The organism is Streptomyces sp. NBC_01267, assembly GCF_036241575.1.
Classification (GTDB): domain Bacteria; phylum Actinomycetota; class Actinomycetes; order Streptomycetales; family Streptomycetaceae; genus Streptomyces.
In genome coordinates this window covers 1,644,136-1,669,014 of the sequence record NZ_CP108455.1, presented here as the reverse complement: position 1 = coordinate 1,669,014, position 24,879 = coordinate 1,644,136, and the positions used below count along the sequence as shown (strand labels likewise).

At 69.1% G+C, this 24,879-nt stretch carries 21 protein-coding genes; 16 read left to right on the top strand and 5 right to left on the bottom strand.

Annotation, left to right across the window (positions count from 1 at the left end):
* Positions 1–48: 48 nt before the first annotated feature.
* Positions 49–831, top strand: a complete 783-nt coding sequence (locus OG709_RS07770; RefSeq protein ID WP_266643672.1) for a class I SAM-dependent methyltransferase — start codon at positions 49–51, stop codon at positions 829–831.
* Complete coding sequence (locus OG709_RS07765; RefSeq protein ID WP_250303819.1) at positions 818–1,180, top strand: cupin domain-containing protein; 363 nt, start codon at positions 818–820, stop codon at positions 1,178–1,180. Before OG709_RS07770 ends, OG709_RS07765 begins: the two co-directional genes overlap by 14 nt.
* Here the strand turns inward: OG709_RS07765 and OG709_RS07760 are convergent.
* Positions 1,170–2,477, bottom strand: a complete 1,308-nt coding sequence (locus OG709_RS07760; RefSeq protein WP_250303820.1) for an MFS transporter — start codon at positions 2,475–2,477, stop codon at positions 1,170–1,172. The genes OG709_RS07765 and OG709_RS07760 overlap by 11 nt on opposite strands.
* 159 nt (positions 2,478–2,636) lie before the next feature.
* Positions 2,637–3,182, bottom strand: a complete 546-nt coding sequence (locus OG709_RS07755) for a methylated-DNA--[protein]-cysteine S-methyltransferase (protein WP_266643675.1) — start codon at positions 3,180–3,182, stop codon at positions 2,637–2,639.
* Positions 3,183–3,266: 84 nt separating this feature from the next.
* Here OG709_RS07755 and uvrB point away from each other — a divergent pair, with 84 nt between their 5' ends.
* The 4 genes from uvrB (at position 3,267) to OG709_RS07735 (ending at position 9,418) form a co-directional block, all read left to right on the top strand.
* Positions 3,267–5,390: an excinuclease ABC subunit UvrB gene (uvrB, locus tag OG709_RS07750; RefSeq protein WP_250303822.1), complete on the top strand. Its 2,124-nt coding sequence runs from the start codon at positions 3,267–3,269 to the stop codon at positions 5,388–5,390.
* A 144-nt stretch (positions 5,391–5,534) separates the two neighbouring features.
* Positions 5,535–6,101 carry a TerD family protein gene (locus OG709_RS07745; protein ID WP_250303881.1) on the top strand — a complete coding sequence of 189 codons (567 nt, stop codon included), beginning with the start codon at positions 5,535–5,537 and terminating at the stop codon, positions 6,099–6,101.
* A gap of 280 nt (positions 6,102–6,381) precedes the next feature.
* Positions 6,382–8,202 carry a TerD family protein gene (locus OG709_RS07740; protein ID WP_266645104.1) on the top strand — a complete coding sequence of 607 codons (1,821 nt, stop codon included), beginning with the start codon at positions 6,382–6,384 and terminating at the stop codon, positions 8,200–8,202.
* A gap of 226 nt (positions 8,203–8,428) precedes the next feature.
* Complete coding sequence (locus tag OG709_RS07735; protein ID WP_250303823.1) at positions 8,429–9,418, top strand: TerC/Alx family metal homeostasis membrane protein; 990 nt, start codon at positions 8,429–8,431, stop codon at positions 9,416–9,418.
* A gap of 115 nt (positions 9,419–9,533) precedes the next feature.
* On the opposite strand, the gene OG709_RS07730 is transcribed toward OG709_RS07735, so the two are convergent.
* Both OG709_RS07730 and OG709_RS07725 read right to left on the bottom strand, forming a co-directional pair.
* Positions 9,534–10,190, bottom strand: coding sequence for an MBL fold metallo-hydrolase (locus OG709_RS07730; protein ID WP_326695095.1), 657 nt, complete (start codon positions 10,188–10,190; stop codon positions 9,534–9,536).
* A 10-nt stretch (positions 10,191–10,200) separates the two neighbouring features.
* Complete coding sequence (locus tag OG709_RS07725) at positions 10,201–10,821, bottom strand: maleylpyruvate isomerase family mycothiol-dependent enzyme (RefSeq protein WP_266643678.1); 621 nt, start codon at positions 10,819–10,821, stop codon at positions 10,201–10,203.
* Between the two features lie 188 nt (positions 10,822–11,009).
* On the opposite strand from OG709_RS07725, the gene uvrA reads away from it, so the two are divergent.
* Positions 11,010–14,024: an excinuclease ABC subunit UvrA gene (gene uvrA / locus OG709_RS07720; protein ID WP_250303826.1), complete on the top strand. Its 3,015-nt coding sequence runs from the start codon at positions 11,010–11,012 to the stop codon at positions 14,022–14,024.
* A complete protein-coding gene (locus tag OG709_RS07715) occupies positions 14,021–14,863 on the top strand; it encodes an alpha/beta fold hydrolase (RefSeq protein ID WP_250303827.1) in 843 nt (280 codons plus the stop codon). The genes uvrA and OG709_RS07715 overlap by 4 nt, the downstream gene beginning before the upstream one ends.
* Before the next feature lie 128 nt (positions 14,864–14,991).
* Here OG709_RS07715 and OG709_RS07710 read toward each other — a convergent pair whose 3' ends face one another.
* Positions 14,992–15,909: a carbohydrate kinase family protein gene (locus OG709_RS07710; protein ID WP_250303828.1), complete on the bottom strand. Its 918-nt coding sequence runs from the start codon at positions 15,907–15,909 to the stop codon at positions 14,992–14,994.
* A 112-nt stretch (positions 15,910–16,021) separates the two neighbouring features.
* On the opposite strand from OG709_RS07710, the gene OG709_RS07705 reads away from it, so the two are divergent.
* The 8 genes from OG709_RS07705 to tpiA all read left to right on the top strand — a co-directional run bounded on the left by OG709_RS07705 (position 16,022) and on the right by tpiA (position 24,787).
* Entirely contained in the window at positions 16,022–16,444 is a 423-nt protein-coding gene (locus OG709_RS07705; RefSeq protein ID WP_250303829.1) for a Rieske (2Fe-2S) protein, read from the top strand.
* Positions 16,445–16,497: 53 nt separating this feature from the next.
* Positions 16,498–18,477: an excinuclease ABC subunit UvrC gene (gene uvrC / locus OG709_RS07700; RefSeq protein ID WP_266643681.1), complete on the top strand. Its 1,980-nt coding sequence runs from the start codon at positions 16,498–16,500 to the stop codon at positions 18,475–18,477.
* Positions 18,470–19,408, top strand: a complete 939-nt coding sequence (rapZ, locus tag OG709_RS07695; protein ID WP_250303831.1) for an RNase adapter RapZ — start codon at positions 18,470–18,472, stop codon at positions 19,406–19,408. The genes uvrC and rapZ overlap by 8 nt, the downstream gene beginning before the upstream one ends.
* A complete protein-coding gene (locus tag OG709_RS07690; RefSeq protein ID WP_250303832.1) occupies positions 19,405–20,433 on the top strand; it encodes a gluconeogenesis factor YvcK family protein in 1,029 nt (342 codons plus the stop codon). Before rapZ ends, OG709_RS07690 begins: the two co-directional genes overlap by 4 nt.
* Positions 20,424–21,413 carry a DNA-binding protein WhiA gene (gene whiA, locus OG709_RS07685; protein ID WP_250303833.1) on the top strand — a complete coding sequence of 330 codons (990 nt, stop codon included), beginning with the start codon at positions 20,424–20,426 and terminating at the stop codon, positions 21,411–21,413. The genes OG709_RS07690 and whiA overlap by 10 nt, the downstream gene beginning before the upstream one ends.
* A 257-nt stretch (positions 21,414–21,670) precedes the next feature.
* Complete coding sequence (gene gap / locus OG709_RS07680; protein WP_250303834.1) at positions 21,671–22,675, top strand: type I glyceraldehyde-3-phosphate dehydrogenase; 1,005 nt, start codon at positions 21,671–21,673, stop codon at positions 22,673–22,675.
* A 107-nt stretch (positions 22,676–22,782) separates the two neighbouring features.
* Complete coding sequence (locus tag OG709_RS07675; RefSeq protein ID WP_329165355.1) at positions 22,783–23,994, top strand: phosphoglycerate kinase; 1,212 nt, start codon at positions 22,783–22,785, stop codon at positions 23,992–23,994.
* Between the two features lie 7 nt (positions 23,995–24,001).
* Positions 24,002–24,787, top strand: a complete 786-nt coding sequence (gene tpiA, locus OG709_RS07670) for a triose-phosphate isomerase (RefSeq protein ID WP_250303836.1) — start codon at positions 24,002–24,004, stop codon at positions 24,785–24,787.
* Positions 24,788–24,879 lie beyond the last annotated feature (92 nt).

The following is a 24,879-nucleotide window of genomic DNA, read 5'->3' as shown; positions in this document are numbered from 1 at the left end:
CGCCGTAGCTGCTCGCCGTCGCAGCAGGGGCCGCGCTAGCGTGCGGGGGTGGACCCCACACAGCTCTTCTACGATCAACTCGCCGCCGATTACGACCTGATCTACGCCGACTGGGACGCCGCCGTGACCCGGCAGGGCGACGCGCTCGACGCGCTGATCTCCGAGGCGCGCGGGCCGGGCCGCCACGACGTACTCGACTGCGCCTGTGGCATCGGCACGCAGGCGCTGGGCCTGGCGGCGCGCGGACACCGGGTCACCGGCAGCGATCTCAGCCCGGTCGCGGCGGCGCGGGCCCAGCGTGAAGCCCGTGCGCGTGGACTCCGGTTCACGGCCGGCGCCGCGGACATGCGCGCGCTGCCGTTCGCGGACCGTTCCTTCGATGTCGTCGTCTGCGCCGACAACTCCCTGCCGCACCTGCTCACTTCCGTCGACGTACGGGCCGCGCTCGACGAGATGCGCAGAGTGCTGCGGCCCGGCGGGCTGCTTCTGCTGTCCACACGTCCGTACGACCAACTGCGCCGCGAGCGGCCCGGTTCCACTCCGCCCCAGGTGAGGGAGCGGCCCGAGGGGCGGACCATCACCTTCCAGCTGTGGCACTGGCACCGGGACGGCGAGCGCTACGACCTGGAGCACTTCCAACTGCTGCCGGAGGAGGGCCCGACCTGGGTGACGCGGACGCGCCGGGCCACTTACTGGGCGCTCACCCAGCGGGAGACCGCCGGTTTCGCGGCGCGGGCGGGGTTCGTGGAGACCAGATGGCATGCTCCTGAGGACACCGGATTTTTCCAGCCGGTCATGGTCGCTAAAGTTTCGCGCTATGACAACAATTGATCAGACTTCCGCTTCTTTTGCCGTGCACATCCCGGATGCCGAACTGGAGCCGGAGCCCCTGGACCCGGCGCAGATCGTCTCCGGGAATCCCGAGGTCACGGGCAAGGTGCTCTGGGAATCGGCGGACGGCACCCAACTGCGCGGGATCTGGCAGATCACCCCCGGTGTGGTGACCGACACCGAGGCCAATGAACTCTTCGTGGTGGTCAGCGGGCGGGCGAGCGTCGCGGTCGAGGGCGGGCAGACCCTGGAGATCGGCCCCGGCGACGCCTGCGTGCTGCGCGAGGGCGACCGTACGACCTGGACCGTCCACGAGACGCTGCGCAAGGCGTACCACATCAGCCTCTGACGGTGGCCGCGGTGGCGCGGCGGCGGACCGTCAGCAGGACGAGCCCGGCCAGCGGCAGCAGCAGGCAGGCGCCGGCGGCATTCAGCCAGCCGTAGCTCGCCCGCGAGACGATCAGCCCCGCCGCCACGCCACCCACCCCCGCCGCTGTGTTCATGGTCAGGTCGGAGAGGCCCTGCACGGCGGCGCGGGCGGGTTGTGGCACGGAATCGGTGAGCAGCGTCGAACCGGACACCAGCCCCGCCGACCAGCCGAGGCCGAGCACGAAGAGTCCGGCGGCCGTCTGTCCGTGACTGCTGCCCGCGGTCCCGGCCAGCAGCGCGGCGAACGCCAGGAGTCCGGCCGCCAGACCGATCACCGCGAGGCGGCCGATGCGGTCCGAGAGCCACCCCATCACCGGGGAGAACGCGTACATCCCCGCGATGTGACCGGAGATGACCAGCCCGATCAGCTGGATGCCGGCGCCGTGGTGGCTGAGCGCGACCGGGGTCATCGACATGATCGACACCATCGTGGTGTGCGACACCGCGACGGTCACCAGCGCCAGTCGCGCCCGCGGCGACGCGGCCACCGCTGCGACGCCGGCCCGCAGCGAACGGCCCTCGGGGGACCGGTCCGAGGCCGGGGCCAGGGCGCGCGCCGTCAGCAGCGGATCGGGCCGCAGCAGTACGGCGACGAGCGCCCCCGACACCAGGAACACCCCGGCCGACCAGGCGAACGGGCCCGCCGCCGCGGGAATGCCCAGGCCCGTCACACTGCGACCGGCGGGGGCGGCGATGTTCGGCCCGAGAACGGCACCGATCGTGGTGGCCCACACGACGGTGGAGATGGCCCGGCCGCGGCGTTCCGGTTCCGCCAGGTCGGCGGCGGCGAAGCGGGCCTGCAGATTGGCGGAGGAGGCGGCACCGAAACCGGCCATGCCCACCAGCAGGAGCGGGAAGTTGGAGAGGACGGCGGCCAGCACGACGACAGCCGCACCGACCGCACCGATCAGATACGCGAGAACCAGCCCGGGGCGGCGTCCGCGGGCGGTCATCAGGGCTGCCAGCGGCACGGAGAGCAGAGCGGTGCCGATCACGGTCGCCGTCGGAGCGAGCCCGGACAGGGCCTCGGTACCACTGACCTGCTTGGCCAGTACGGCGGCGAGCGCGACACCGGTCGCGACGCCGAGCCCGCCGAGTATCTGGCTCGCGATGAGCACGGCATTGACCCGGCGGCGCAGGGCGGGCAGGTCGGCGGGGTGGGCGAGCGGGCCCGGTATACCGGCCGTGCCGTCGGCCTCGTTGTCGACGGCGGTCATCGGGCGCCTCCAGTGGTAGTCACCGCCGCAGTGTGACACCCCTTACGCACAGGCGAAAGGTGCTCTTGGACAGCCCACCACCAGGGGCTTCGAGGCAGGGCTCCCACCAGGGTGCCGGGGCTCCCGCCGGCGGGCCCGCAGAGGTCGGAACCACCGGAATCAGAAGAGGGGTTGTGGGAGCACGCCCTCAAGGGCCAGCAGCCGGCGCTTCGTCTCCAGCCCTCCGCCGAATCCGCCCAGCCCTCCATCACTCTCCACGACACGGTGGCAGGGCACGACGACCGGCAGTGGATTCGACCCCATCGCCACGCCGACCGCCTGCGCCGCCCCCGGTTGGCCCACCCGGTGCGCGAGGTCGCCGTACCCGACGACCGAGCCGTACGGCACTCCGGTCGCCAGCTCACGCAGCACCTGCCGGTTGAACCCGGAGGTCAGCGTCCAGTCCAGCGGCAGGTCGAATTCCTGCAGATCACCCGCGAAATAGGCCGCCAGCTGACGCACGGGTCCGGCCAGCCGTACCGAATCCGGCGCCTCGACCGGTGCGGTCCCGCATCGCGCGGCAAGCTGCTCAAGGGCTCTCTTCCGCACCGCTGCGTCGGCATGGAAGACGACGCTCAGCAGGCCCCTCCCGGTCGCAGCGAGCAGCAGTGGCCCGATGTCGCTGCCGACTGCGGTCCACTCGATGATCTGCCGGTCGCTGTTCACGCCTCCACCGTACGGCGGCCCACCGACAGTGCCGCCGGGCGGCGGTCGGCCGCGGTTGTCAGTGGTGGGTCGTACGGTGGTTGCATGCGGCCCGTTTCCAAGATCGAACGCACGGTGGCGCCTTTCGAGGTCGTCAGTCCCTACCAGCCCAGCGGCGACCAGCCGACGGCCATCGCAGAGCTGGAAAAGCGCATTCGTGCAGGTGAGAAGGATGTTGTCCTGCTCGGCGCGACCGGTACCGGCAAGTCGGCGACCACTGCCTGGATGATCGAGAAGCTCCAGCGCCCCACTCTGGTGATGGCGCCGAACAAGACGCTCGCCGCCCAGCTGGCCAACGAATTCCGTGAGCTGCTCCCCAACAACGCCGTCGAGTACTTCGTCTCGTACTACGACTACTACCAGCCCGAGGCGTACGTCCCGCAGTCCGATACGTACATCGAGAAGGACTCCTCGATCAACGAGGAGGTCGAGCGGCTGCGCCACTCCGCGACGAACTCGCTGCTGACCCGGCGCGATGTGATCGTGGTCGCCTCGGTCTCCTGCATCTACGGCCTCGGTACGCCCCAGGAGTACGTCGACCGGATGGTGTCGCTCAAGGTGGGCGACGAGCTGGACCGCGACGAGCTGCTGCGCCGCTTCGTCGACATCCAGTACACGCGCAACGACGTGGCCTTCACCCGCGGCACCTTCCGTGTGCGCGGCGACACCATCGAGATCTTCCCGGTGTACGAGGAGCTCGCGGTCCGGATCGAGATGTTTGGCGACGAGATCGAGGCGCTCTCCACGCTGCACCCGCTCACCGGCGAGATCATCAGCGAGGACGAATCCCTCTACATCTTCCCGGCCACCCACTACGTGGCGGGCCCGGAACGCATGGAGAAGGCGGTCAACGGCATCGAGAAGGAGCTGGAGGGGCGGCTCGCGGAGCTGGACAGACAGGGCAAGATGCTGGAGTCCCAGCGGCTGCGCATGCGCACCACCTATGACCTGGAGATGCTGCGCCAGATCGGCAGCTGCTCCGGCGTCGAGAACTACTCGATGCACTTCGACGGCCGTGAGCCCGGAACCGCGCCCAACACGCTCATCGACTACTTCCCCGAGGACTTCCTGCTCGTTCTCGACGAATCGCATGTCACCGTTCCGCAGATCGGCGCGATGTACGAGGGCGACGCCTCCCGCAAGCGCACACTCGTCGACCACGGCTTCCGGCTTCCGTCCGCGATGGACAACAGACCGCTGAAGTGGGAGGAATTCCAGCAGCGGATCGGCCAGACCGTCTACCTGTCCGCCACCCCGGGGAAGTACGAACTCTCGCGGGGCGACGGCTTCGTGGAGCAGATCATCCGCCCCACCGGACTCGTCGACCCCGAGGTCGTCGTCAAGCCCACCGAGGGCCAGATCGACGACCTCGTGCACGAGATCCGTATGCGCACGGAGAAGGACGAGCGCGTCTTGGTGACCACGCTCACCAAGAAGATGGCCGAGGACCTCACCGACTACTTCCTCGACCTGGGCATCCAGGTCCGCTATCTGCACAGCGATGTCGACACGCTGCGCCGTATCGAGCTGCTGCGCGAGCTGCGGGCCGGTGAGTACGACGTACTGGTCGGCATCAACCTTCTGCGTGAAGGACTCGACCTCCCCGAGGTGTCGCTGGTCGCCATCCTCGACGCGGACAAGGAGGGCTTCCTGCGGTCGGGGACCTCACTGATCCAGACGATCGGCCGGGCGGCGCGCAACGTCTCCGGGCAGGTCCACATGTACGCGGACCGGATCACTCCGGCGATGGAGAAGGCCATCGAGGAGACCAACCGGCGCAGGGAGAAGCAGGTCGCGTACAACAAGGAGCGCGGTCTCGACCCGCAGCCCCTGCGTAAGAAGATCAACGACATCGTCGCGACGATCGCGCGCGAGGAGGTCGACACCGAGGAACTGCTCGGCACCGGCTACCGCCAGACGAAGGACGGGAAGCAGGCGAAGGCTCCGGTGCCCGCGCTGGGCGGCGGAGCGGGCAAGGGCGCCAAGGGCGCGAGGACGGTTCCCACCGATCGTCCCGCGGCCGAACTCGCGGGGATCATCGAGGAGATGACCGAGCGGATGCGGGCCGCGGCGGCGGATCTGCAGTTCGAGGTGGCCGCCCGGCTCCGTGACGAAGTCGGCGAGCTGAAGAAGGAGTTGCGCCAGATGAAGGAGGGAGGGCTGGCCTGACCTGGTTGTTGCAAGAACGACACAAAAACGCCCCGGCCCTCCTGCGGTGTCGGCGCCACTGCGTAGGGTGCGGGGAAAACGTGGGGAAACAGGAAGAAGGGACAGCGCGTGACGGCCAATTTTGCCAAGGGCCCTGGCGTCAACCTGACCAAGGGGCAGGCCATCAGCCTGCAGAAGAACAACGGGGGCACCCTGACCGCGGTGCGGATGGGACTCGGCTGGCAGGCGGCACCGCGCCGCGGGCTGTTCGGTTCACGCACCCGTGAGATCGACCTCGATGCCTCGGCGGTGCTGTTCGCCGACAAGCAGCCGGTGGACGTCGTGTTCTTCCGTCATCTCGTCAGCGACGACGGCTCGGTGAAGCACACCGGGGACAATCTGGTCGGCGGCGCCGGACAGGGCGGCGACGACGAGGCGATCCTCGTCGATCTCTCGCGGGTCCCGGTGCACATCGACCAGATCGTCTTCACGGTGAACTCCTTCACCGGCCAGACGTTCCAGGAGGTGCAGAACGCCTTCTGCCGCATCGTCGACGAGGCCAACGGTGACGAACTCGCCCGGTACACGCTCGACGGCGGCGGCCAGTTCACCGCCCAGATCATGGCGAAGGTGCACCGCGCGGGCGCGGGCTGGCAGATGACGGCCATCGGCGCCCCCGCCAACGGCCGCACGTTCCAGGACCTGATGCCGACGATCCTGCCGCACCTGTAACCGGGACGTCCATCACGTACTACGAGCAGCTCCCGGGGGCGCGTTGCCGCCGGGAGCTGCCTCGCATCCGCAGGGCAACCGCGTCCGGCGTCCGAGCGGCGGCCGAGCCCTGGCTGAGCAGCTGCGAAGTGACGTCCGTGCGACGACCTGTACAGCGCGATCAGTAGTACAGCGCGACCAGTAGTACAGCGCGACCAGTAGTGCAGCGCGACCAGTAGTGCAGCGCGGCATCAGCAGTGCAGAGCGACCAGAAATGCAGAGCGACGAGGAGACACACGCGATGACGGCCGAGCTGGTGCGGGGGCAGAACCACCCCCTGCCCGGGACCCGACTGGAGATCCGGGTCTCCACCGGAAAGCCGGTCGTGGCCGGTGCCACGCTCGGCGACGAGCAGGGAAAGGTCCGTGGCGCGGAGTGGGTCGCCCACCCCGGGGCGCCGCAGCTGCCCGGCCTCGAAGTCTCCGGACAGGCGGCGAGCGACCATCGGCTCGCCGTCGACCTGGAGGCGCTGCCGGACACCGTGCACCGCGTGAACGTCCTGCTCGCGCTGCCCGACGGCGTCGGGGGCCCTGCCTCGTTCGCCGCCGTCGCCGCACCTTTCGTCGCGGTCACCGGTCCCGACGGCGCGGAGATCGCCACCTACACCGTCACCGGTCTCGACGCCGAGTCAGCGGTTGTTGCCCTGGAGCTCTACCGCAGACACGGTGCCTGGAAGGTCCGTGCCGTCGGCCAGGGATACGCGGGCGGCCTCGCCGAAATGCTCAGCGACCAGGGGCTGTTGCAGGCCCATGAGCTCGCCGGTGTCATCCAGGCCGCGGTCGTGGGCGGTGCGGCCCGCGCGGTGGCGGTGCCGCCGCCCCGGACGGCCGGGGCCGGAACCGGACCCAGCGGCCCCGTCGACTACGTGCATCCGCGCCGTCGGAGCGCCGCACCTCCGCCTCCTCCCGCTTCCCCGCCCGGACAACCGGCCACGCCTGTCGCGGGAGATGCCACCGGCTGGTCCATGGAGGAGCGCCTGTACAACCAGGTCTGGGGCATGTTCGAGGACCTGGCGCGCACCACCGCCGCGTACCGCAGTGCGGTCGGCTTCGCCGAGTCCCGCATGGAGCAGGAGGTCGACCGGGCCCTCTCGGATCCGCGCGGCCGTATCGGCCCCGCCGGGGCCGACGCCCGTCGGCAGGCGCAGGAGAAGCGTGACGGGCTGACAGCCCAGGCGCGTGAGGTGCTCGACCGTGACCTCGCCCAGCTCATCGCGGAATCGCAGGTCGTGGAGCCCGCTCTGCCCCCGGCCTTCGCCCGCTGGGACAACCCCGTCTGGCACGGGTACCGCGTTCCGATGGAGATCCCGATGGCGCTGCGCGTCGGAGATCTGCACCTTCCGGAACGGCCCGAGCTGCGCATCCCGATGCTGGTACGGCTGCCACTGGAGCGCGGTCTGTGGATCGACAGCGCTCGCACCACATCCGACCCGGCCGTGGAGTGGGACGCGGGCCGGCTGCGTACACGTGCCATGGACACCGCGGTGGCGCTGGCCGCGCGGCTGCTGGCGGTCTACCCCGCCGGTGAGTTCGCGGTGCACGTCATCGACCCGGCGGGTTCGGCTGCCGGATCGCTTGCCCCGCTGGTCGGTTCAGGAGTGCTCGACCCGGCGCCGGTGGCGGGTGCGCGGACGGTGGCCGATGTACTGGGGCGGCTCGTCCAGCGGGTGGATCTGGTGCAGATGGCCGTGCGCGGCGGCGCGGCCGACTCTCTTCCGCCGGACCTGGACACCGCGGAACAACTGCTGATCGTCAACGACTTCCCGCACGGATTCGACGACCGTGCGCTCACGCATCTGCGCTATCTCGCCGACGAGGGGCCGTCCGTCGGCGTCCATCTGCTGATGGTCGCCGACCGGGAGGACGCGAGCCGGTACGGTCCGGTGCTCGATCCGCTGTGGCGTTCGCTTCTGCGTATAACGCCCGTGCCCGACGACCACCTTGCCGACCCGTGGGTCGGTCACGCCTGGACGTATGAGCCGTCACTCCCGCCGCCGGGCAGCCGGGTGCTGGATCACGTCCTCGGTCACGTGGCCGAGGCCCGTCGAGGCCTGCCGGACTGACCTGCTGTTTTGAATTGATCTTTACCGATCTCTTTACCTTCTCTTGGTATTGCCTGTACTGTTCTTGGTGCGGAGGGGAGTACTCCCCAAGTGCGACGTACCCGTCAATACGGACCCGTCCGGGACCCGGGGCGTCGACCCGGAAGCCGGTGTTCCGGCTCGGGTGGAAGAGACCTCCGGCAGCGACGACGCTGATCAAGTAGCCGTAGCAATCGCCGGAGGCGTAGTGGACGTTTCTCTGACCCTGTGGGTGCTGACCATTCTTGGTCTGGGCGCCCTGATCGCAGTCGATTTCTTCATCGGGCGCAAGCCCCACGATGTGTCGATCAAGGAAGCCGGTATCTGGACCGTGGTCTGGATCGCCCTGGCCGCGCTCTTCGGTCTGGGCCTGCTGCTCTTCGGGGGCGGCCAGGCGTCGGGTGAGTTCTTCGCGGGCTTCATCACCGAGAAGTCGCTCAGCGTGGACAACCTCTTCGTCTTCATCCTGATCATGGCGAAGTTCGCGGTGCCCTCCCCGCTCCAGCAACGGGTACTGCTGATCGGCGTACTGATAGCCCTCGTCCTGCGTGCGATCTTCATCGCGGCCGGCGCGGCGATCATCGCCAGCTTCTCGTGGATCTTCTTCCTGTTCGGCGCGTTCCTCATCTACACCGCCTGGAAGCTCGTCAAGGAAGCGCGCTCCGACGAGGAGGACGAGGAGTTCGAGGAGAACCGGCTTCTCAAGTCCATCGAGCAGCGCTTCGGCGTCGCTGACCGCTACCACGGCACCAAGCTCTTCATTCAGAAGAACGGCAAGCGGATCATGACCCCGCTCATGGTGGTCATGCTCGCCATCGGCACGACCGATGTGCTGTTCGCGATGGACTCGATCCCCGCGATCTTCGGCCTCACCCAGGACCCGTACATCGTCTTCACGGCCAACGCCTTCGCGCTCATGGGGCTGCGGCAGCTGTACTTCCTGATAGGCGGCCTGCTCAAGAAGCTGGTCCACCTCAGCTACGGGCTGTCGGTGATCCTCGGCTTCATCGGCGTCAAGCTGCTGCTGCACGCGCTGCACGAGTCCGGGGTGCACGTTCCCGAGATCTCCATCCCGGTCTCGCTGGGGGTGATCTGCGGCGTGCTGATCGTCACCACTGTCACCAGCCTTCTCGCCAACAAGAAGCAGGCGGCAGCGGAGGCGGCGGAGGCAGCGAAGAAGGACAGCGTGGACGTCTGACGGCCCAGCGGCCCGCGCTGTCCCCGGCGGGCGGGAAGCAGCGGGCGGAAAGCAGGGGGCGGCGCGGGTTCGCGGCTGGGATCGGGGGATCACCAGCCGCGAGCGCGGCGGGGGATCACCAGCCGCGCTCGCGCCACTCCCCGAGGTGCGGACGCTCGTCACCCAGTGTGGTGTCGTGGCCGTGGCCCGGGTAGACCCAGCTCTCGTCGGGGAGCTCGTCGAAAAGCTTCGTCTCGACATCGTGCAGGAGGCTCGCGAAGGCCGCGGGATCCTCCCAGGTGTTCCCGACCCCGCCGGGGAACAGGCAGTCGCCGGTGAAGACGTGCGGATGGCCGTGCGGGTCGTCGTACACGAGTGCGATGGAACCCGGGGTGTGGCCGATCAGCCGGCGGGCGGTCAGTGCGACCCGCCCCACCCGGATCGTGTCACCGTCCTCCACGAGGACATCGGTGGTGACGGGGATGCCCTCGGCGTCGTACCGCCCCGCATAGGTGCGGGCGCCGGTCGCCGCGACCACGGCTTCCAGGGACTGCCAGTGGTCGCCGTGGCGGTGGGTGGTGACGACGGACGCGATGGAGTCCTCGCCGATCAGCTGCATCAGTGTCGCGGTGTCGTTGGCCGCGTCGATCAGCAGCTGTTCGCCGCTCTCCCGGCAGCGCAGCAGGTACGCGTTGTTGTTCATCGGCCCCACTGCGACCTTGGAGATCATCAGAGCTGTCAGCTCGTGCACGTCCGCGCCGCCGCCGACCTTCACCACTCCGCTGTACGTCATGCTGCCGAGTCTAGAGCGAGGGGAGCACAGGCAGCGTTGCGCCGGGGGCGGTCAGTCCCGCGCCGTCCCTGCGGCCCGAGAGCCAGCCGAGCAGTGCGGTGGCGGGACCGGTGACCTCCGCCACGGCGGGGTCCGAGGAGAAGCGCTGCTGGAGGAAATCGATCTCCCGTGCGGTGAATTCCGCCGACAGGTCCTCCAGCTCGTAGCCGATGCCCAGATCGACGTGGTGCAGCTCGATCTCCACCCGCCGGCGGAAGGGGATCCGGGCGGCCGTGTCGGTGACGCCGTTGCGCAGGGTGACGGTCCGTGACCAGTCGGCGGGGAGCGCCGCCCGTTCCCGGAGTCGGGCCGCGCTGGCGCGTACGTCTTCCAACTGCTCGGAGAGCGGGCGCGGTGCGTCCCGCTCGATGTCGGCATCGCGCACCTCGGCCGTCTCGTACATCGGACGGCCCTCGAAGACATTGCACAGCGCATCGGCGTTGCGGGCGAGATGGGCGAGTACGTGCCCGCGCGACCAGCCGGGAAGCCGTGACGGTTCGTGGACCGCCGCGTTGTCCAGTCCGGCGGCCGAGGCCAGGAGCTGTTCGGTCGCTTCATCCACAGACGCCAGGTCCCGCTCGTGATCGATCATGTGCCTGACGATAGGCCTCTCCACTCCTTCGGGTGAAGCTCTTTACCGATGGCCGTAAATCGAATGCACGTGCTATAGGCTCGTGAGAGACATCCAACAAGCCATCTTCAGACATCGCTGAGGCGCCCCCCATACCCTGGGGAGGGGGCTCCGCCCCTGCTTCTTCTCTCAGAAAGGTGCGGACCGGCGTGGCCGACCGTCTCATCGTTCGTGGCGCTCGCGAGCACAACCTCAAGAACGTCTCGATCGACCTCCCTCGCGACTCCCTGATCGTCTTCACCGGGCTCTCCGGATCGGGTAAGTCCTCTCTCGCGTTCGACACGATCTTCGCCGAGGGGCAGCGGCGCTACGTCGAGTCGCTCTCCTCGTACGCCCGGCAGTTCCTCGGTCAGATGGACAAGCCCGATGTGGACTTCATCGAAGGTCTTTCCCCGGCTGTCTCCATCGACCAGAAGTCGACCTCGCGCAACCCGCGCTCGACGGTCGGCACCATCACAGAGGTCTACGACTACCTGCGTCTCCTCTTCGCGCGCATCGGCAAGCCGCACTGTCCCCAGTGCGGCCGGCCCATTTCGCGGCAGTCCCCGCAGGCCATCGTCGACAAGGTCCTCGCCCTGCCCGAGGGCAGCCGGTTCCAGGTGCTCTCGCCGCTCGTGCGGGAACGCAAGGGAGAGTTCGTCGATCTCTTCTCCGATCTGCAGACCAAGGGGTACAGCCGTGCCCGGGTGGACGGCGAGACGATCCAGCTCTCCGAGCCGCCCAAGCTGAAGAAGCAGGAGAAGCACACCATCGAGGTGGTCATCGACCGCCTCACGGTGAAGGACAGTGCCAAGCGCCGTCTCACGGACTCGGTGGAGACCGCGCTCGGCCTCGCCGGGGGCATGGTCATCCTCGACTTCGTCGATCTGCCCGCCGACGACCCCGAGCGCGAGCGGATGTACTCCGAGCACCTCTACTGCGCGTACGACGACCTGTCCTTCGAAGAGCTGGAGCCGCGCTCCTTCTCGTTCAACTCGCCCTTCGGCGCCTGCCCCGACTGCACCGGCATCGGTACGCGGATGGAGGTCGACCCCGAGCTGATCATCCCCGACGAGGACAAGTCGCTCGACGAGGGCGCGATCTCCCCGTGGTCGCTCGGTCACACCAAGGAGTACTTCGCACGGCTCGTCGGCGCGCTCGCCGAAGAGCTGGGATTCCGTACGGACATCCCCTGGGCGGGACTCCCGCAGCGTGCCAAGAAGGCCCTGCTCCACGGACACAAGACCCAGATCGAGGTCCGCTACCGCAACCGCTACGGGCGCGAGCGCGCCTATACGACCTCCTTCGAGGGGGTCGTGCCGTTCGTCAAGCGACGGCACTCGGAGGCCGAGAGCGACTCCAGCCGGGAGCGCTTCGAGGGCTATATGCGCGAAGTGCCGTGCCCCACCTGTGAAGGCACCCGCCTCAAGCCGATCGTTCTCGCCGTCACGGTGATGGAGAAGTCCATCGCCGAGGTCGCCGCGATGTCGATCAGCGAGTGTGCCGAGTTCCTGGGCCGGATGAAGCTCAACGCCCGCGACAAGAAGATCGCCGAGCGGGTCCTCAAGGAGGTCAACGAACGCCTGAAGTTCCTGGTCGACGTCGGCCTCGACTACCTCTCGCTGAATCGTGCCGCCGGGACCCTCTCGGGCGGCGAGGCGCAGCGCATCAGGCTGGCCACCCAGATCGGCTCCGGCCTGGTCGGCGTGCTGTACGTGCTGGACGAGCCGTCCATCGGTCTGCACCAGCGGGACAACCACCGCCTCATCGAGACGCTGGTCCGGCTGCGGGACATGGGGAACACCCTCATCGTCGTCGAGCACGACGAGGACACCATCAAGGTGGCCGACTGGGTGGTGGACATCGGCCCCGGCGCGGGTGAGCACGGCGGCAAGGTGGTCCACTCCGGATCGCTGAAGGACCTGCTGACCAACAAGGAGTCGCTGACCGGCCAGTACCTGGCGGGCAAGCGGGCCATCCCGATCCCGGACCTGCGCCGGCCGGTGGACCCGGGGCGCCGGCTGACGGTGCACGGCGCCCGGGAGAACAACCTGCAGGACATCGACGTGTCGTTCCCGCTGGGCGTGCTGACCGCGGTCACCGGAGTCTCGGGATCCGGTAAGTCGACACTCGTCAACGACATCCTCTACACGCATCTCGCGCGCGAGCTCAACGGCGCGCGTACGGTCCCGGGCCGGCACACCCGCGTCGACGGCGACGACCTGGTCGACAAGGTCGTGCACGTCGACCAGTCGCCCATCGGACGCACCCCGCGTTCCAACCCGGCGACCTACACCGGGGTCTTCGACCACGTCCGTCGGCTCTTCGCCGAGACGATGGAGGCCAAGGTCCGCGGTTACCTGCCGGGACGCTTCTCCTTCAACGTCAAGGGCGGTCGCTGCGAGAACTGCTCGGGTGACGGCACGATCAAGATCGAGATGAACTTCCTGCCGGATGTGTACGTCCCCTGCGAGGTCTGCCACGGGGCGCGGTACAACCGGGAGACCCTGGAGGTCCACTACAAGGGCAAGTCCATCGCCGAGGTCCTGGACATGCCGATCGAGGAGGGCCTGGACTTCTTCGAGGCGGTCCCGACGATCGCACGCCATCTGCGCACGCTCAACGAGGTCGGCCTCGGGTACGTCAGGCTCGGCCAGTCCGCGCCCACCCTGTCGGGAGGCGAGGCGCAGCGGGTGAAGCTGGCGAGCGAGCTCCAGAAGCGCTCCACCGGACGCACGGTGTACGTGCTGGACGAGCCGACGACCGGGCTCCACTTCGAGGACATCAGCAAGCTCATCCATGTGCTGTCCGGCCTGGTGGACAAGGGCAACTCGGTGATCGTCATCGAGCACAACCTCGATGTCGTCAAGACGGCGGACTGGGTCATCGACATGGGCCCCGAGGGCGGCAACGGCGGTGGCCTCGTCATCGCCGAGGGCACTCCGGAGCAGGTCGCCGGGGTCCCGGCCAGTCACACCGGGAAGTTCCTCCGGGACATCCTGGACGCGGACCGGATCAGCGACGCGGCCCTGTCCGGGACGAAGGCGCCGGTCAAGAAGACGGCCGCGAGGAAGACGGCAGCGGCGAAGACGGCCGGGGCCGGGGCCGGGAAGACGGTTGCCAGGAGCACCCCGGCGAAGACCGCCGCGAAGAAGACGACGCGTACGCGCCGCGCTTCGTCGTGACCGCGGAGGCTGTACGGACCGACGACGGCGCACGGCTCTGGGCCGTGCGCCGTGGCGCGGGCCCGCCCGTGGTGCTCTGCCACGGCGGTCCCGGCCTGTGGGACACCCTGGACGAGGTGGCCGAGTTGCTGCCCGATTACGCCGTACACCGCTGGGACCAGCGCGGCTGCGGCCGTTCGGAGCCGTCCGACGGTCCGTACACGGTGGCCCGTTCGGTCCAGGATCTCGACGACGTACGGCGCCACTTCGGGCTGGCCCGGATGGCGCTGCTCGGTCACTCCTGGGGTGCCCAACTGGCCCTGAGCTATGCGCTGGAACACCCCGGCCGGGTCAGCGGGTTGGTCTATGTGTCCGGCACCGGCATCGACCCGGAAGCGGGCTGGCACCCGGAGTTCGTCCACGGCCTCCACCGAGGTCTGGGAGAGGACCTGGAGCGCTGGCGCACGCTGACCGGCCGGGACAGAGCCGTACTCCAGTGGTCGGTGGAATTCCAGGACCGGGACCGTGCCCGGGAGCTGGCCGAGACCATGGCCACCCCTTGGTACGGCGTCAACGAGACGGCCAACGACACCATCAACGCCGAGAACCGGCAGAGCTGGGGCACCCCGGCACTGCGCGTGCGGTGCGCGGAGCTGGACGTCCCGGTGCTGATCGTGGACGGCGACCGTGACATCCGGCCCCGCTCGGCGGTCGACTCCCTGGAGCGGGCCCTGCCACGGGTGGAGCGGGTCACCCTGCGGGGCGCCGGGCACCTGCCCTGGGCCGAGGAGCCTGCCGGATTCGGCTTCGCGGTCACCGCCTTTCTCCGAAGGCACGGACCCGCGACGGCCGGTCCCTGACCGCCGGACGCCACGGCCCCCCGGTGGTTACGGTCCGTACCTCTGCACGCCTCCAGCGGTTACGGCCCGCACCCCGCACCCCGCACCGCGACGGCGGCTGCGCCCGGCCCCGCGTACGTGTACGGCCGCTACCCCAGCTCCCTCGCATACGGCGGCTGCGCCCCGGCACGGGAGCAGGTCAGCGCGGCTGCTCGGGCGGCGAAGCCCAGTACCTGCGCCCAGTCGTCGCCGGAGAGCGCGGCGATCGCCCGCGCCGACAGGGCGTCCCGCTCGGCGAGGCCGTGCAGCAGCGCCGCGTTGACCGTGTCACCCGCGCCGATCGTGTCCACCACGTCGACGGCCACGCCGGGCACGCGGTAGGAGCCACCGGCCCTGGTCCGTACGGTCAGACCGTCACCACCGTGCGTGATGACCACGGCCTGCGGGCCGGCGGCCAGCCACTCCTGCGGGCCGCCGCCGAGCCACTCCGCGTCCTCCTCCGACAGCTTCAGCAGCGTCACATCCGGCAGCCAGCCCCTGAACCGCTTCCGATAGCCGTCCGCATCCGGGATCAGCCCGCTCCGGATGTTCGGGTCGAGCAGGGTGAACACCCCGCGTGCCGACTCCCGCCGCAGCAGCGCCTCGTACGCACTCGCACCTGGTTCGAGGACCAGCGAACACGTGCCGAGTGACAGCGCCCTTACTCCGGAGGGGAGTTGCACCGGCAGTGTGAAGAGCCGGTCCGCGCTGCCTTCCGCGTAGAAACCGAATCCGGCGGAACCGTCCGCCCCCACCGTCGCCACCGCGAGCGTCGTCGGCTCGGGGCCGCGCTGAACGAGCGAGAGCTCCACCCCGGCCGTCCGCAGCCCGTCGAGCAGCGCCTCGCCGAAGTGGTCCGTGGAGACCCGCGAACAGAAACCCACCCGGGCACCCAGCCGCCCGAGCGCGATCGCGGTGTTGTACGGCCCGCCGCCCAGCCGGGGCAGCAGTGCGGGCAGCGGTTCACCGGGCGCGGCGGCGTTCTGCGGCACCAGGTCGATCAGGGACTCTCCGGCGACGGTGATCACAGATCCCGAACGTAGCCGAAGATTCCTGGACCGTAAACGCCGCCGGAAGGGGCGGAGATCTCCACCGGTATCGTCGGTTCCGTCACCGATGCCTTGAACAGTGGAGCCTCCCATGTCCGGTCTGCCCCCCGCCCGCCGTACCGTCCTCATGGGAGCCGCCCTCGCAGGCGCCGCAGGGCTCGGACTCACGGCCTGCTCGGGGGGAAGCAGCACGTCGACGGGGCCGGACAAGCCCGTCGACCTCGGCGCCGCGGACGCGGTCCCGGTGGGCGGGGTCAAGTACTACAAGGACCAGTTCCTGATCGTGAGCCGCCCGAGCACCGACGAGTACAAGGCGCTCTGGTCGCGGTGCACGCACCAGAACTGCCCCCTGCAGAAGATCGAGGGAACGGTGGGCATCTGCCCCTGCCACGGGAGCCGTTTCGACGCCATGACGGGGAAGGTGCTCCAGGGCCCCGCCAGCCGCCCGCTCAACGACGTCCCGGTGAAGGTGGTCGGTGGCAAGCTGATCGCGGGCCCCGACAAGAAGGCCTGACCCCGGCCCGCTACGACCTCGCACTGTCAGTCCCCGCCAGTAGGGTGGGAGACATGGCAGACCCCTCCAGCTACCGCCCCAAGCCGGGACAGATCCCCGACTCGCCGGGGGTCTACAAATTCCGCGACGAGCACCGCCGGGTGATCTACGTCGGGAAGGCGAAGAGCCTGCGCCCGCGCCTCTCCTCGTACTTCCAGGACCTGGCCAACCTCCACCCGCGCACCCGCACGATGGTCACGACGGCCGCTTCCGTGGAGTGGACCGTCGTCGCCACCGAGGTCGAGGCGCTCCAGCTCGAATACTCCTGGATCAAGGAGTTCGACCCCCGCTTCAACGTCAAGTACCGGGACGACAAGAGCTATCCGTCCCTCGCGGTCACCCTCAACGAGGAATTTCCGCGGGTGCAGGTGATGCGCGGCCCCAAGAAGAAGGGCGTGCGCTACTTCGGTCCGTACGGCCACGCCTGGGCCATCCGCGAGACCGTCGACCTGATGCTCCGGGTCTTTCCGGTACGCACCTGCTCGGCCGGGGTGTTCAAGCGCTCGGCCCAGATCGGCCGCCCGTGTCTCCTCGGCTACATCGGCAAGTGCTCGGCGCCCTGCGTCGGCCGCGTCACCCCCGAGGAACACCGCGAACTGGCCGAGGAATTCTGCGACTTCATGGCGGGCCGCACCGGCACGTACATCCGCCGTATCGAGCAGGAGATGCGGGAAGCGGCGGAGGAGATGGAGTACGAGAGGGCGGCCCGGCTCCGCGACGACATCGAGGCGCTCAAGCGCGCCCTGGAGAAGAACGCGGTCGTCTTCAACGACGCCACCGACGCCGATCTGATCGCCGTCGCCGAGGACGAGCTGGAGGCCGCCGTCCAGATCTTCCACGTCCGGGGCGGCCGGGTCCGCGGACAGCGCGGCTGGGTGACCGACAAGGTCGAGGCCGTGGACACAGCGGGCCTCGTCGAGCACGCGCTCCAGCAGCTGTACGGGGAGGAGCAGGGCGACGCCGTACCCAAGGAGGTGCTGGTCCCCGCCCTTCCCGAGGAGCCCGAGGCCGTCACCCAGTGGCTCGCCGACCGCCGAGGTTCGCACGTCTCCCTGCGGGTCCCGCAGCGCGGTGACAAGAAGGACCTGATGGCGACGGTCGCGCGCAACGCCCAGCAGGCGCTGGTGCTGCACAAGACGAAGCGTGCGTCCGACCTCACCACTCGCTCCCGGGCCCTGGAGGAGATCGCGGAGGCGCTCGGTCTCGACAGCGCGCCCCTGCGCATCGAGTGCTACGACATCTCCCATCTCCAGGGGGACGACGTGGTGGCGTCGATGGTCGTCTTCGAGGACGGTCTGGCGCGGAAGAGCGAGTACCGCCGCTTCCAGATCAAGAGCTTCGAGGGGCAGGACGATGTCCGCTCGATGCACGAAGTGATCGCCCGCCGCTTCAAGCGCTACCTCCAGGAGAAGGAGCGGACGGGGGAGTGGACCGAGGAACAGACGGCCGAGGCCCCCGAGGACGACGGCCGCCCCAAGCGTTTCGCCTACCCGCCCCAGCTGGTGGTGGTCGATGGCGGACAGCCCCAGGTGGCCGCGGCCAAGCGCGCGCTCGACGAGCTCGGCATCGATGACGTCGCCGTCTGCGGCCTGGCCAAGCGCCTCGAAGAGGTCTGGCTCCCCGATGACGACGACCCGGTGGTCCTGCCGCGTTCCAGCGAAGGGCTCTACCTCCTCCAGCGGGTGCGTGACGAGGCCCACCGCTTCGCCATCACCTACCAGCGCGTCAAGCGGGCCAAGCGCTTCACATCCGGCCCGCTGGACTCCGTGGCCGGTCTGGGTGAGACCAGGAAACAAGCCCTGATCAAGCACTTCGGCTCCGTCAAGAAGCTGAAACAAGCCACAATTGATCAGATCTGCGAGGTGCCCGGTATAGGCCGCAGAACGGCCGAGGCGGTGGCCGCGGCGCTCGCGGAGGCGGCTCCGGCCGCACCCGCCGTGAACACGGCAACAGGAGAGATCATGGAAGACGACGGGGGCAGCACGCATGAGTGAAGAGCAGGAACGGGACGGAGCAGACGTGGGCACGGGCAGCACGGGCACACCGGCCGAGGCCACCGAGGCGGCCATCCCGGAGCTGGTGATCATCTCCGGGATGTCGGGCGCCGGGCGCTCCACCGCGGCCAAATGTCTGGAGGACCTCGGCTGGTTCGTCGTCGACAACCTGCCGCCCGCGCTGATCCCCACCATGGTGGAGCTCGGCGCCCGCTCGCAGGGCAACGTGGCGCGGATCGCCGTCGTCGTCGACGTCCGGGGCCGCCGCTTCTTCGACAACCTCCGCCAGTCGCTCGCCGACCTGGCGGACAAGCAGGTCACCCGGCGGATCGTCTTCCTGGAGTCGTCCGACGACGCCCTGGTGCGCCGCTTCGAATCGGTCCGCAGACCGCACCCTCTCCAGGGCGACGGCCGCATCACCGACGGCATCGCAGCCGAGCGTGACCTGCTGCGCGAGCTGCGTGGCGACGCCGACCTGGTGATCGACACCTCCAGCCTCAACGTCCATGAGCTGCGCGCCAAGATGGACGCCCAGTTCGCGGGCGACGAGGAACCGGAACTGCGTGCGACGGTGATGTCGTTCGGGTACAAGTACGGACTGCCCGTCGACGCCGACCTCGTCGTCGACTGCCGCTTCCTGCCGAACCCGCACTGGGTCCCCGAGCTGCGCCCCTTCACCGGCCTCAACGAGGAGGTCTCCGCCTATGTCTTCAACCAGCCGGGTGCCAAGGAGTTCCTCAACCAGTACAGCGAGCTGCTCCAGATCATCGCCACCGGCTACCGCCGTGAGGGCAAGCGGTACGTGACCATCGCGGTCGGCTGCACCGGCGGCAAGCACCGCTCGGTGGCGATGTCCGAGAAGCTCGCCGCCCGGCTGGCGTCGGAAGGGATCGAGACGGTGCTCGTCCACCGCGACATGGGGCGCGAGTGACGAGCCGCGCGACCCCGAAGCTGCGGCGCGTACGTCTGGTCCCCGGCCGGATCCGGCGTGGCACCCAGCCCAAGGTCGTCGCCCTGGGCGGCGGGATGGGACTGTCCGCCTCGCTCGCCGCGCTGCGCCGGATCACCGGGGACCTGACCGCCGTGGTGACCGTCGCCGACGACGGCGGCTCCAGCGGACGGCTCCGTGAGGAGCTGGGCGTACTGCCGCCCGGTGATCTGCGCAAGGCGCTCGCGGCGCTCTGCGGGGACGACGACTGGGGGCAGACCTGGTCCCGGGTCATCCAGCACCGCTTCCAGTCCAAGGGCGACCTGCACGAGCACGCGGTCGGCAATCTGCTGATCGTGGCCCTGTGGGAGCAGCTGGGTGACCATGTGCAGGCCCTCGACCTGGTCGGCAAGCTGCTGGGCGCGCACGGCAGGGTGCTGCCGATGTCCGCCGTACCGCTGGAGCTCCAGGCGCTCGTACGCGGCCACGACCCGGACCGCCCCGACGAGATCGGCACGGTCCGTGGCCAGGCGACGGTCGCGCTCACCCCGGGCGAGGTGCAGTCGGTGCACCTCGTCCCGAACGACCCGCCGGCGGTGCCGGAGGCCGTCGCCGCGGTCCTCGACGCGGACTGGGTGGTGCTCGGTCCCGGCTCCTGGTTCTCCTCGGTGATTCCGCATCTCCTGGTGCCCGAATTGCTGGACGCGCTCATCGAGACGAAGGCCCGCAAAGTGCTTTCGCTCAATCTCGCGCCGCAACCCGGTGAAACCGATGGCTTCTCACCGCAGCGTCATTTGGAGGTTTTGGCCCGACACGCCCCTAAACTCGCCCTGGACGTGGTGCTGGCCGACGAGGCCGCCGTGCCCGACCGCTCAAGTCTCGCCGAAGCCGCCCAAGGGCTCGGTGCGGCGGTCGAGCTGGCGCCCGTGGCCTCGCCCGACGGCTCCCCGACACATGACCGGGAGCTGCTGGCCGCCGCGTACGACCGTATTTTTCGGATGCATGGAAGGATCGGCCCATGGCGATGACGGCAGCGGTGAAGGACGAAATTTCCCGGCTCCCCGTCACCCGGACCTGCTGCAGGAAGGCGGAGGTTTCGGCGATTCTTCGGTTCGCCGGCGGGCTGCACCTGGTGAGCGGGCGGATTGTGATCGAGGCGGAGCTGGACACCGCGATGGCGGCGCGCCGGCTCAAGCGGGACGTCCTGGAGATCTTCGGACACAACTCCGAACTGATCGTGATGGCACCCGGCGGTCTGCGCAGAGGCAGCCGCTACGTCGTACGGGTCGTGGCAGGCGGCGACCAGCTGGCACGCCAGACAGGCCTGGTGGACGGCCGGGGCCGTCCCATCCGCGGACTGCCCCCGCAGGTGGTCTCGGGGGCCACCTGTGACGCCGAGGCGGCCTGGCGGGGTGCTTTCCTGGCGCACGGCTCGCTCACCGAGCCCGGCCGTTCCTCCTCGCTGGAGGTGACCTGCCCGGGGCCCGAGGCGGCCCTGGCGCTGGTGGGCGCGGCCCGCAGGCTCCAGATCGCGTCCAAGGCCCGCGAGGTGCGGGGCGTGGACCGGGTCGTCGTCCGGGACGGGGACGCGATCGGCGCGCTGCTGACCCGGCTCGGCGCCCACGAGTCCGTACTGGCCTGGGAGGAGCGGCGGATGCGCCGCGAGGTCCGCGCCACCGCCAACCGCCTCGCCAACTTCGACGACGCCAACCTGCGCCGCTCGGCGCGGGCCGCGGTCGCCGCCGGGGCCCGGGTGGGGCGCGCGCTGGAGATCCTCGCCGACGAGGTCCCCGAGCATCTCGCGGCGGCAGGGCGGCTGCGGATGGAGCACAAGCAGGCGTCGCTGGAGGAGCTGGGCGCGCTCGCCGATCCGCCGCTGACCAAGGACGCGGTGGCCGGGCGGATCCGCAGGCTGCTGGCGATGGCGGACAAGCGGGCACAGGATCTGGGAATTCCCGGCACGGAGTCGACCCTCTCCGAAGAGATGGACGACAGCCTCGTCGGCTGAATCCGCTGAATTCACCCGGCCTTCCCGCAACGGCCAACTGATCGGTGCCGGTGCCCATATGGGTACCGGCACCGTCGTATGAGCCACGACGTTTTTACTGGTCGGTACAGGTGCCGGGGTCAGGTCCGGAATCCCTTACGGTGCCGTTCGATATGACCCTGAGGCCTTTCGAGAGGTAGGGTCGGAAGCGGTCGGGGACATCCCATACATCTCGCCGTGGCGTCGAAACCCGGCGTACCAACGAGGAGATCGAGTTCGTGACGATCCGCGTAGGCATCAACGGCTTTGGCCGCATCGGTCGTAACTACTTCCGCGCGCTGCTGGAGCAGGGTGCAGACATCGAGATCGTGGCTGTCAACGACCTGGGTGACACTGCGACCACCGCGCATCTGCTGAAGTACGACACGATTCTGGGCCGTCTCAAGGCCGAGGTCTCGCACACCGCAGACACCATCACCGTTGACGGCCACACCATCAAGGTGCTGTCCGAGCGCAACCCGGCCGACATCCCCTGGGGTGAGCTGGGAGTCGACATCGTCATCGAGTCGACCGGTTTCTTCACCAAGAAGGCCGATGCCGAGAAGCACATTGCGGGCGGCGCCAAGAAGGTCCTCATCTCGGCTCCGGCCAAGGGCGAGGACATCACCATTGTGATGGGCGTCAACCAGGACAAGTACGACGCGGCAAAGCACAACGTCATCTCCAACGCCTCCTGCACCACCAACTGCGTGGCGCCGATGGCCAAGGTTCTCCTGGAGAACTTCGGCATCGTCAAGGGCATGATGACGACGGTCCACGCGTACACCAACGACCAGCGCATCCTTGACTACCCGCACTCGGACCTGCGCCGCGCCCGCGCCGCCGCCGAGAACATCATTCCGACCACCACGGGTGCCGCCAAGGCCACCGCGCTGGTCATCCCGGAGCTCGAGGGCAAGCTCGACGGCATCGCGATGCGCGTCCCGGTCCCGACCGGCTCCGTGACCGACCTGGTCATCGAGCTGGAGCGCGAGGTCACCAAGGACGAGGTGAACGCCGCGTTCCAGAAGGCCTCCGAGGGCCAGCTCAAGGGCCTCCTCGACTACACCGAGGACCCGATCGTCTCCTCGGACATCGTCAACTGGCCGGCGTCCTGCACCTTCGACTCCTCCCTGACCATGGTCCAGGGCAAGAGCGTGAAGGTCATCGGCTGGTACGACAACGAGTGGGGCTACTCCAACCGTCTGGTCGACCTCACGGTCTTCGTCGGCAACCAGCTCTGATCACGGGCCGGTAGGCACCTCGATGTGAGCACGGGGCTCGGACTGCGCAACGACGCGCGGTCCGGGCCCCGTCGCCTGTCCAGATCTTCCAAGGAGTCCAGGAACTCATGAAGACCATCGACGAACTTCTCGCCGAAGGGGTCGCGGGCAAGCGGGTATTCGTCCGCGCCGACCTCAATGTGCCGCTCTCCGGCACCACCATCACCGACGACGGCCGCATCCGCGCCGTCCTGCCGACGGTGTCCAAGCTCGCCGAGGCGGGCGCACGTGTCGTCGTCGCCTCCCACCTGGGCCGCCCGAAGGGTGCCCCGGACCCGGCGTTCTCGCTCGCACCCGTCGCCGCGCGCCTCGGTGAACTCCTCGGCACCGACGTCGCGTTCGCGACCGACACCGTCGGCGAGTCCGCCCGCGCCACGGTCGCCGCTCTCGCCGACGGCCAGATCGCCGTCATCGAGAACCTCCGCTTCAACGCCGGTGAGACCTCCAAGGACGACGCCGAGCGCGGCGCCTTCGCCGACCAGCTCGCCGGCCTCGCCGATCTCTACGTCGGCGACGGCTTCGGCGCGGTGCACCGCAAGCACGCCTCGGTCTTCGACCTCCCGGCGCGCCTGCCGCACGCCGCCGGCTACCTCATCGCCACCGAGGTCGGCGTCCTCAAGAAGCTGACCTCCGACGTCCAGCGCCCGTACGCGGTGGTCCTCGGCGGTGCCAAGGTCTCCGACAAGCTCGGCGTCATCGACCACCTCCTGGAGCGGGCCGACCGCATCCTCATCGGCGGCGGCATGGCGTACACCTTCCTCAAGGCCCAGGGCCACGAGGTCGGCAGCTCGCTGCTCCAGGAAGACCAGATCCCGGTGGTGCTGGAGTACCTGCAGCGCGCGAAGGAGAAGGGCGTGGAGTTCGTGCTCCCCGTCGACGTCGTGGTCTCCGCGCAGTTCCCGGACCTCAAGGCCAAGGCGCCGACCCACCCCCAGACGGTCCCCGCGGACGCCATCCCGGCCGGACAGATGGGGCTGGACAACGGCCCCGAGACCGACAAGCTGTACGCATCGAAGCTCGCCGACGCGGCCACCGTCTTCTGGAACGGCCCGATGGGCGTCTTCGAGCACCCCGACTACGCGGACGGCACCCGGGCCGTCGCGCAGGCACTCCTCGACAGCCCCGCCTTCACCGTCGTCGGCGGTGGCGACTCGGCCGCCGCGGTCCGCATCCTGGGCTTCGACGAGAACAAATTCGGACATATCTCGACCGGTGGCGGCGCGAGCCTCGAATACCTCGAAGGCAAGACGCTTCCCGGCCTCGCCGCACTGGAGAACTGACACCCTCATGACGAATCAGAGCACCCGCACCCCGCTGATGGCGGGCAACTGGAAGATGAACCTCAACCACCTCGAGGCCATCGCGCACGTCCAGAAGCTGTCCTTCGCGCTCACGGACAAGGACTACGACGCGGTCGAGGTGGCGGTCCTGCCGCCCTTCGTCGACCTGCGGTCCGTCCAGACCCTGGTCGACGGGGACAAGCTCAAGATCAAGTACGGCGCCCAGGACATCTCGGCGCACGACTCCGGCGCGTACACCGGCGAGATCTCGGGCCCGATGCTGGCCAAGCTGAAGTGCAGCTACGTGGCCGTCGGCCACAGCGAGCGCCGTCAGTACCACGAGGAGAGCGACGAGCTCTGCAACGCCAAGGTCAAGGCCGCGTTCAAGTACGGCATCACCCCGATCCTGTGCGTCGGTGAGGGCCTGGACATCCGCAAGGCCGGACAGCAGGTCGAGTACACGCTGAAGCAGCTCGACGGCGGGCTCAAGGACATCCCGGCCGACGAGGCCGAGTCGATCGTGATCGCGTACGAGCCGGTCTGGGCGATCGGCACCGGCGAGGTCGCCACCCCCGAGGACGCCCAGGAGGTCTGCGGCGCGATCCGCGGGCGGCTGGCCGAGCTGTACTCGCAGGAGCTGGCCGACAAGGTCCGCATCCAGTACGGCGGCTCCGTCAAGTCCGGGAACGTCGCCGCGATCATGGCGCAGCCCGATGTGGACGGTGCGCTGATCGGTGGCGCGGCGCTCGACGCCGACGAGTTCGTCAAGATCGTCCGGTTCCGCGACCAGTGAGTATGCGGTAGCGCGGATCCGTCGTACCCTTGCGGGGCCGAGACGGCTGGCAGCAGCCGTCCGGCCCCGTCGTCCGTTTAGAGTTCCGAGGA

Coding starts and splice junctions, on each gene's coding strand:
- OG709_RS07760 (WP_250303820.1), bottom strand. CDS start 2,477: ATGACCGCCGTCGACAACGAGGCCGACGGCACGGCCGGTATACCGGGC.
- uvrB (WP_250303822.1), top strand. CDS start 3,267: ATGCGGCCCGTTTCCAAGATCGAACGCACGGTGGCGCCTTTCGAGGTC.
- tpiA (WP_250303836.1), top strand. CDS start 24,002: ATGACGAATCAGAGCACCCGCACCCCGCTGATGGCGGGCAACTGGAAG.
- OG709_RS07765 (WP_250303819.1), top strand. CDS start 818: ATGACAACAATTGATCAGACTTCCGCTTCTTTTGCCGTGCACATCCCG.
- OG709_RS07740 (WP_266645104.1), top strand. CDS start 6,382: ATGACGGCCGAGCTGGTGCGGGGGCAGAACCACCCCCTGCCCGGGACC.
- OG709_RS07675 (WP_329165355.1), top strand. CDS start 22,783: ATGAAGACCATCGACGAACTTCTCGCCGAAGGGGTCGCGGGCAAGCGG.
- rapZ (WP_250303831.1), top strand. CDS start 18,470: ATGAGTGAAGAGCAGGAACGGGACGGAGCAGACGTGGGCACGGGCAGC.
- whiA (WP_250303833.1), top strand. CDS start 20,424: ATGGCGATGACGGCAGCGGTGAAGGACGAAATTTCCCGGCTCCCCGTC.
- uvrC (WP_266643681.1), top strand. CDS start 16,498: ATGGCAGACCCCTCCAGCTACCGCCCCAAGCCGGGACAGATCCCCGAC.
- OG709_RS07705 (WP_250303829.1), top strand. CDS start 16,022: ATGTCCGGTCTGCCCCCCGCCCGCCGTACCGTCCTCATGGGAGCCGCC.
- OG709_RS07725 (WP_266643678.1), bottom strand. CDS start 10,821: ATGATCGATCACGAGCGGGACCTGGCGTCTGTGGATGAAGCGACCGAA.
- OG709_RS07730 (WP_326695095.1), bottom strand. CDS start 10,190: ATGACGTACAGCGGAGTGGTGAAGGTCGGCGGCGGCGCGGACGTGCAC.